Origin of the sequence: Rhodococcus sp. YH1, assembly GCF_009939605.1 — a bacterium.
Lineage (GTDB): Bacteria > Actinomycetota > Actinomycetes > Mycobacteriales > Mycobacteriaceae > Rhodococcus > Rhodococcus aetherivorans.
This window is the reverse complement of record NZ_WVTE01000094.1, coordinates 1-8,791: the sequence shown is the minus strand read 5'-3', so window position 1 is coordinate 8,791 and position 8,791 is coordinate 1. Positions and strand designations below refer to the sequence as shown.

General features: G+C 71.4%; 1 protein-coding gene. It reads left to right on the top strand.

The window, feature by feature from the left end:
• Positions 1-8,791, top strand: an 8,791-nt coding sequence (locus AIIKEEIJ_RS09100) for a non-ribosomal peptide synthetase (RefSeq protein ID WP_161995498.1), incomplete at both ends; no start/stop codon positions are given.

Here is an 8,791-nt window from a genome sequence, read left to right as displayed (position 1 = left end):
GTCTCGACCGGGTGGGCCTCGACGACGACTTCTTCGCCCTCGGCGGCAACTCGCTGATCGCCACGCAGGTGGTCTCGCGGATCGGTGCGGCGCTCGATGCGTCGGTGCCGCTGCGGCTGCTGTTCGAAACCTCCACCGTCGAAGCGTTCGCCGCGGAGGTCGGCCGCCAGATCGGTACCGGCGCCCGGCGCCCGCTCGAGGCGGCACCGCGTCCCGAGCGGCTGCCGCTGTCGCTGGCCCAGCAGCGTTACTGGTTCCTCAACCAGTTCGACACCTCCTCCGCGGTGGACAACATCCCCTTCGCGGTGCGGCTCCAGGGTGAGCTCGACCTGGCCGCGATGCAGGCGGCGGTCCGCGACGTGATCGGCCGGCACGAGATGCTGCGCACCTACTACCCGGACCCGGACGGCGAGCCGCACCAGATCGTGCTCCCCGTGGACGACGCGCTGCCCGACCTGACGCCGTACGACGTCACCGAGGACGACCTCACCGGCGAGATCGTCGCATTCATGTCCACGACCTTCGACGTGACACGGCAGGTGCCGGTGGCGTCGCGGATCTTCCGGATCACCGACTCCGACTACGTCCTGGCGTTCGTCGTGCACCACGTCTCCGCCGACGGCGCCTCCATGGCGCCCCTCGCGCGCGACGTCACGATCGCCTACGAGGCACGTTCCCGCGGCGAGGCGCCCGGCTGGGAGCCGCTGCCCGTGCAATACGCGGACTACGCGTTGTGGCAGCGTGACGTCATCGGTTCGGAGGACGACCCCGACTCCGTCGCCGCCGGGCAGGTCGAGTACTGGAAGCGGACCCTGGCCGGTCTGCCCGACCAGATCGATCTCCCGGCCGACCGGCCGCGGCCCCCTCGCCAGAGCTTCCGCGGCGAATCGCTGCACTTCACCGTCGACGCCGACGTCCACCGGGGCCTGCAGGAGCTGGCGCGCCGGCACAACGCCACGCTGTTCATGGTGATCCACGCCGCCCTGGCGACCCTGATGGGCCGGCTGTCGGGCACCGACGACGTCGCGATCGGCACGCCGATCGCGGGCCGGGGCGAGCGGGTGCTCGACGATCTGATCGGCATGTTCGTCAACACGCTGGTCTTCCGCACCCGAGTGCAGTCCGACGTCGCGTTCGACGAGTTCCTGGCCCAGGTGCGCGAGACGGACCTGGGGGCGTTCGCGAACGCCGACGTGCCGTTCGAGCGCCTGGTCGAGGTGCTCAACCCCGTGCGCTCGACGGCCCGCAACCCGCTGTTCCAGGTGGGCCTGTCCTTCCAGAACCTCGCGCAGACGAAGCTGGAGCTGCCGGGGCTGACCGTCTCGCCGACGAACTTCGAACTCGAGCTCGCCAAGACCGACCTGCAGCTGACGGTCTTCGACCGCTACGACGAGGACGGGACGCCCGCCCGCATCGACGCGACGTTCACATGTGCGACGGACCTGTTCGACAAGGGCACCGTGGCCGGTTTCGCGGAGCGGTTCGTGCGGGTGCTCGAGGCGATTGTGGCCGATCCGTCGGTGGCGCTGGGTGATATCGAGATTCTCGAGGTGGCCGAGCGGGTGCGGGTGCTCGAGGCGTGGAACGAGACCGCTCATGCGACCGGGGGGCCGGCGACGCTGGTGGATCTGTTCGACGAGCAGGTGCGGCGCGCTCCCGACGCGCCGGCGTTGGTGTTCGAGGGTGTGACGCTCACCTACGGCGAGTTCGATGCGCGCGTCAACCGGCTCGCCCGGCGCCTGATTGCGGCCGGGGTGGGACCCGAGTCGACGGTGGCGCTGGCGATGCGCCGGTCGGTCGAGTTGCTGGTGGGCATGTATGCGGTGGCCAAGGCCGGTGGTGCGTATGTGCCGGTGGATCCGGATCAGCCGGCCGAGCGGACCGGATACATCCTCGACGCCGCGGCCCCGGTGGTGCTGCTCACCACCGGGCGGGACGCGTTCGAGGTGCCGGGGGAGAGGTCTGTCCGCACTCTGGAACTCGATGCGGCGGATCTGTCGGTGTTCGCGGACGGCCCGGTCGGCGATGCGGAGCGGTTGGCGCCGTTGCGGGCGTCGAACACGGCGTATGTGATCTTCACGTCGGGTTCGACGGGTCGGCCGAAGGGTGTGGCGGTGCCGCACGGGGCGATCGTGAACCAGTTGGTGTGGAAGCGGGCGGAGTACGCGCTCGGTGCCGACGATGCGGTGTTGCTCAAGACGGCGGCGACGTTCGATCTGTCGGTGTGGGAGTTCTGGTCGGCGCTGGTCTCCGGTGGCCGGTTGGTGATCGCCGCGCCGGACGGGCACCGCGACCCGGGCTATCTGAACGCGCTGGCGGCCGAGCAGGGGGTCACCACCCTGCACGTGGTGCCGTCGATGCTCGAGGCGTTGCTCGTCGAGTCCGGCGGCACGCTGACGAACTCGCTCCGGCAGGTGCTCGCGATCGGTGAGGCGTTGCCGGCGGCGACGGCGCGACGGTTCCTGGCGCACAACACGGCCCGGTTGGACAACCTGTACGGTCCGACCGAGGCCGCGGTGTCGGTGACCTTCCACGAGGTCGACGACGCCACCGGGGTGTCGGTGCCGATCGGTGTGCCGGAGTGGAATTCGCGGGTGTACGTGCTCGACGCGCGGCTGAATCCGGTCCCGGCCGGCGTGCCCGGTGAGCTGTACCTGGCGGGTGCGCAGTTGGCGCGCGGTTACCACGGCCGGGCGGATCTGACGGCGGAGCGGTTCGTCGCGTCCCCGTTCGGGGACGGCGAACGGCTCTACCGCACCGGCGATCTCGTCCGGTGGATCGGGACGGGCGACGGGGGCGGCGAGCTCGACTACGTGGGCCGCGGCGACTTCCAGGTGAAGGTGCGCGGATTCCGCATCGAGCTCGGCGAGATCGAGGCCGCGCTGCGCGGCATCGACGAGGTGCGCGACGTGACGGTGATCGCGCGGGACGACGAGCGTGGGGGCGCGCAGCTCGTGGCGTACGTGGTTCCGGCCGCCGGTGCGGAATTCGATGCGGCGGAGCTCAAGTCGGCCCTGTCGCAGCAGCTGCCGTCGTACATGGTGCCGGCGGCGTTCGTGGTGCTCGAGGCGCTGCCGCTGAACGTCAACGGCAAGCTCGACCGCAGGGCGCTGCCGGCGCCGGTGTTCGAGGCCCGGGAGTTCCGGGCGCCGACCACCGTCACGGAGGAGGCCGTGGCGCGGGTGTTCGCCGAGGTGCTCGGTCTCGAACAGGTCGGTCTCGACGACGACTTCTTCGAGCTCGGCGGCAACTCCCTGCTCGCCACCCAGGTGGCATCCCGGCTCGGTGCCGCGCTCGATGTCCGGGTGCCGATCCGCGCGCTGTTCGAGTCGCCCACCGTCGAGGCGCTCGCCGTGTCCGTCCAGCACCAGAGCGCCGACGCCCGGCGGCCGCTCGAGGCGCGGCAGCGTCCCGAGCGGATCCCGCTGTCGCTGGCCCAGCAGCGGATGTGGTTCCTCAACCGCTTCGACACGGACACCGCCGCGTACAACGTGCCGATGGCGATCCGGCTGACCGGAACGCTCGACGTCGCGGCGCTGCAGGCGGCGGTCGGTGACCTCGTCACCCGGCACGAGATCCTGCGGACCTACTACCCGGAGACGGCCGAGGGCCCGATCCAGGTCGTCGTGCCCGCCGCCCAGGCCGAACAGGATCTCACCCCGATCGCGGTCGGCGAGAACGACATCGTCGCGGCCGTCCGGGAACTCGGCGCCACGACCTTCGACGTCACCATCGAGGTGCCGTTGCGGGTGCGGCTGTTCCGGCTCGCCGCGAACGACCACGTGCTCGCCCTGGTCGTCCACCACATCTCGGCCGACGGTTCGTCGGCGGGCCCGCTCACCCGGGACCTGATGCAGGCCTACATCGCGCGTTCGCAGGGCGAGTTCCCCGCGTGGGCGCCGCTGCCGGTGCAGTACGCGGACTACGCGCTGTGGCAGCGGGAGGTCCTCGGGTCCGAGGACGATCCGGACTCGGTTGCGGCGAAGCAGGTGGCGTACTGGAAGAACGCGCTGGCCGGTCTGCCCGACCAGCTGGACCTGCCCACCGACCGGCCGCGCCCGGCGGTGCAGTCCTTCGCCGGCGCCCGGACCGGATTCGCCGTCGATCCGGAGCTGCACGCCCGGCTGATCGACCTCGCCCGTCGCAGCAACACGACGCTGTTCATGGTGATGCACACCACCCTCGCGGTGTTCCTCGCGCGGATGTCCGACACGGACGACATCGCGATCGGCACGCCCATCGCGGGGCGTGACGAGCGGGCGCTGGACGATCTGATCGGCATGTTCGTCAACACCCTTGTCTTCCGCACGCAGGTCCAGCCGGATGCGGCGTTCGAGGACCTGCTGGCACAGGCCCGCGAGGCCGACCTGGGGGCGTTCGCCAATGCGGACGTGCCGTTCGAGCGGCTCGTGGAGGTGCTCAACCCCGTCCGCTCCACCGCGCGGCACCCGTTGTTCCAGGTGGGCCTGTCGTTCCAGAACGTCGCCCAGTCCCGGCTCGAGCTGCCGGGTCTGACCATCGCGAACGTCGACGCGGACATGCAGATCTCCCAGTTCGACCTGCATCTGATCGTCACCGACCGGCACGCCGAGGACGGTGCCGCGGCCGGGGTGACCGGCTTCTTCACCTATGCCACGGACCTGTTCGACGAGTCCACGGTGGCCGGTTTCGCCCGCCGGTTCCTGCGGTTGCTCGAAGCCGTGGTGGCGGACCCGTCGCTCCCGGTGGGCGATGTGCCGCTGCTCGACGACGCCGAGCGGCTCCGGGTGCTCGAGGGCTGGAACGACACCGATCACGCCGTGGACGCGTCGGTGACCCTGCCCGACCTGTTCGACGCGCAGGTGCGCCGGACTCCGGACGCCACGGCCCTGTTCTTCGAGGGTGAGACGCTCACCTACGGCGAGTTCGACATCCGCGTCAACCGGCTTGCCCGTCGCCTGATCTCGGCGGGGGTCGGCCCCGAGTCGACGGTGGCGCTGGCGATGCGCCGGTCGATCGAGCTCCTCGTCGGCATGTACGCCGTCGCCAAGGCCGGTGGCGTGTACGTGCCGCTCGACCCGGATCAGCCGGCCGAGCGGACCGGGTACATCCTGGATGCCGCGGCTCCGGTGGTGGTGCTGACCGCCGGCGCGGTCGAGATCCCGGGGGACAGGTCTGTCCCGCGCCTGGCGATCGACACGGCCGACCTGTCGACCTACGCCGGTGATCCGGTCACCGACGCCGAGCGGCGGGCGCCGCTGCGGGCGTCGAACACCGCGTACGTGATCTTCACCTCCGGTTCGACGGGCAAGCCGAAGGGTGTGGCGGTGCCGCACGGCGCGATCGTGAACCAGTTGCTGTGGAAGCGCGAGCACTTCGGCCTTGGATCGCAGGACGCGGCGCTGCTCAAGACCGCGGCGACGTTCGACCTGTCGGTGTGGGAGTTCTGGTCGGCGCTGGTCTCCGGGGGCCGGCTGGTGATCGCCACGCCGGAGGGTCACCGCGATCCCGGCTACCTGAACGCCCTGATGGCCGAGCAGGAGGTCACCACCCTGCATGTGGTGCCGTCGATGCTCGAGGCGCTGCTCGTCGACTCCGACGGGATGCTGCCGAGGTCGCTGCGCCGGGTGCTCGCGATCGGTGAGGCGCTGCCGGCGGCGACGGCGCAGCGGTTCCTGCGGCACAACAGCGCGCAGCTGGTCAATCTCTACGGCCCGACCGAGGCCGCGGTGTCGATCACCGCGGGCGACGTGGTGGACGACGCGGGCGCGTCGGTGTCCATCGGTGTGCCGGAATGGAACTCGCGGGTCTACGTGCTGGACGGGCGCCTGCATCCGGTGCCGGTCGGCGTGTCCGGCGAGCTGTACCTCGCCGGTGCGCAGCTGGCGCGCGGCTACCACGGCCGGGCGGATCTGACGGCGGAGCGGTTCGTCGCCTCCCCGTTCGGCGACGGCGAGCGGCTCTACCGCACCGGCGACCTCGTCCGGTGGGACTCCACCGGCCGCCTGGAGTACCTCGGCCGCAGCGACTTCCAGGTGAAGGTGCGCGGATTCCGCATCGAGCTCGGCGAGATCGAGGCCGCGCTGCGCGGCGCCGACGAGGTGCGCGACGTGGCGGTGATCGCCCGGGAGGACGACCGGGCGGGCACACAGCTCGTGGCGTACCTGGTTCCGGAGACGGGCGCGGTGCTCGACATCGCGCACGTGAAGTCCGGGCTCGCCGGCGCGTTGCCGTCGTACATGGTGCCGGCGGCGTTCGTGGTGCTCGAGGCCCTGCCGCTGAACGTCAACGGCAAGCTCGACCGCAGGGCGCTGCCGGAACCGGTGTTCGAGGCGCGGCAGTTCCGCGCTCCGAGCACCCCCGTCGAGGAGATCGTCGCGGGCGTGTTCGCCGAGGTGCTCGGCCTCGCCCGGGTCGGCGTCGACGACGACTTCTTCGAGCTCGGCGGCAACTCGCTGCTCGCCACCCAGGTGGTCTCCCGCATGGGGGCCGCGCTCGACGCGAAGATCCCCGTCCGGGTCGTCTTCGAGGCGCCCACGGTCGAGGCCCTGGCCGTCGCGGTCGAGCAGCACGCCGGGGGCGGCGGTCGTCCGCCGCTGGTGCCGCAGCCGCGGCCGGACCGGATCCCGCTGTCGCTGGCGCAGCAGCGCATGTGGTTCCTCAACCGCTTCGACACCGGGTCGGCGGTCAACAACATCCCGGTGGCGGTCCGGCTGACCGGAACGCTCGACGTGGACGCCATGCGGGCCGCGGTGCGCGACGTCGTCGCCCGGCACGAGGTGCTGCGCACCGTCTACCCGGAGTCCGACGGGCACGCCTTCCAGGTGGTCCTCCCGGTCGCCGAGGGGGCACCCGATCTCACGCCCGAACCGGTCTCCGAGGCCGACCTCGTCGCCCGGGTCACCGAGGTGGTCTCCGCCGGCTTCGACGTCACCGAAGAGATCCCCCTGCGCGCCAAGCTCTTCCGGATCGCCGGCGACGACCATGTGCTGGTGTTCGTCGCGCACCACATCAGTGCCGACGGCTGGTCCATGGCACCGCTGACGCGGGACGTGATGATCGCCTACGTCGCGCGCGCGGCGGGGCACGAACCGGACCGGGCGCCGCTGCCGGTGCAGTACGCGGACTTCGCGCTGTGGCAGCGGCAGGTCCTGGGATCGGAGGACGATCCGGACAGCCTCGTCTCCGCGCAGGCCGACTACTGGAAGCGGACGCTCGCCGGCCTGCCCGACGAGCTGAACCTGCCCACCGACCGGCCGCGGCCGTCGGTGCAGGCCTTCGAGGGCGGCACGGTCGAGTTCCGCATCGACGCGGCCACCCACCGGCAGGCCGCCGACCTCGCCCGGCGCAGCGGCACGACGCTGTTCATGGTCATGCACACCGCCCTCGCGGTGTTCCTCGCGCGCATGTCCGCCGCCGACGACATCGCGATCGGCACGCCGATCGCCGGCCGCGGTGAGGCCGAACTCGACGAGATGATCGGCATGTTCGTCAACACCCTGGTGCTGCGCAGCCACATCGACGCCGACGCCGGGTTCGCCGAGCATCTCGGGCGCATCCGCGAGAGCGATCTCGAGGCGTTCGCCCACGCGGATCTTCCGTTCGAGCGGCTCGTCGAGATCCTCAACCCCGAGCGGTCCACGGCCCGGCACCCGCTGTTCCAGGTCGCCATGTCGTTCGAGAACCTCCCCGAGACCGGACTCGAGCTGCCCGAGCTGAGTGTGTCCACGGTGCCGTTCGACGTGGACAGCGCCAAGTTCGACCTCGCACTGACCCTGCGGGAGCACACCACCACCGAGGGCGGACCGGACGGGATCTCCGCCGAGTTCTCCTACGCGCGGTCCCTGTTCGACGCCGGTACCGTCGAGGGGTTCGCCGCCCGCTTCGCGCACCTCCTCGACGCGGCGTTGGCCGACCCGGCCCTGCCCGTCGGTGACCTGCCGCTGCTCGCGCCGCACGAGCTCGAGCGGCTGACCCACGTCCGCGGCACCGACGTCGTCAGCGGCGGAACCCTCGCCGACCTCCTCACGGCCGGCGCGTCCCTCGACCCGGACGCCACCGCCGTGCGGTACGAGGGACGGTCGATCACCTACCGCGAGCTCGACGAGGACTCGTCCCGGCTCGCGCGGCTGCTGGTCGAGCGCGGCGTAGGCCCCGAGAACATCGTCGCCGTGGCGTTCCCGCGCTCCTACGACATGGTCCGTGCGGTGTGGGCGGTGGCGAAGGCCGGCGCCGCACACGTGCCGGTCGATCCGTCGTACCCGCCGGAGCGCGTGCGCTACATGCTCTCCGATTCCCGTGCGGCCCTGGGTATCACGGGAACCGCACACCGGGCCGGCCTGCCCGACGACGCCGAGTGGCTGGTCGTCGACGATCCCGGTCTCGCACCGGACGTCGCGGCCCGCTCGTCGGCGCCGATCACCGACGCCGACCGCGTCCGGCCGCTGCGCCCGCAGCACCCTGCCTACCTGATCTACACGTCGGGTTCGACGGGCCGGCCCAAGGGCGTCGTGGTCACCCACACCGGCCTCGGTGGGCTGCTGGACACGATCATCGACCTGTACGGCCTGACGTCCCGCTCGCGGTTCCTGCACATCATGTCGCCGAGCTTCGACCCGTCGGTGATGGAGTGGATCGCGGCGTTCTCCCAGGGCGCGACGCTGGTCGTCGTGCCGTCGACGATCATCGGCGGCCCCGACCTCGCGGAACTGTTCCGCACCGAACGCCCCACCCACACGATCATCACCCCCGCGGTGATCGGCACCGTCGACCCCGAGGGCCTCGACAGCCTCGAGGTGGTCGTGGTCGGTGG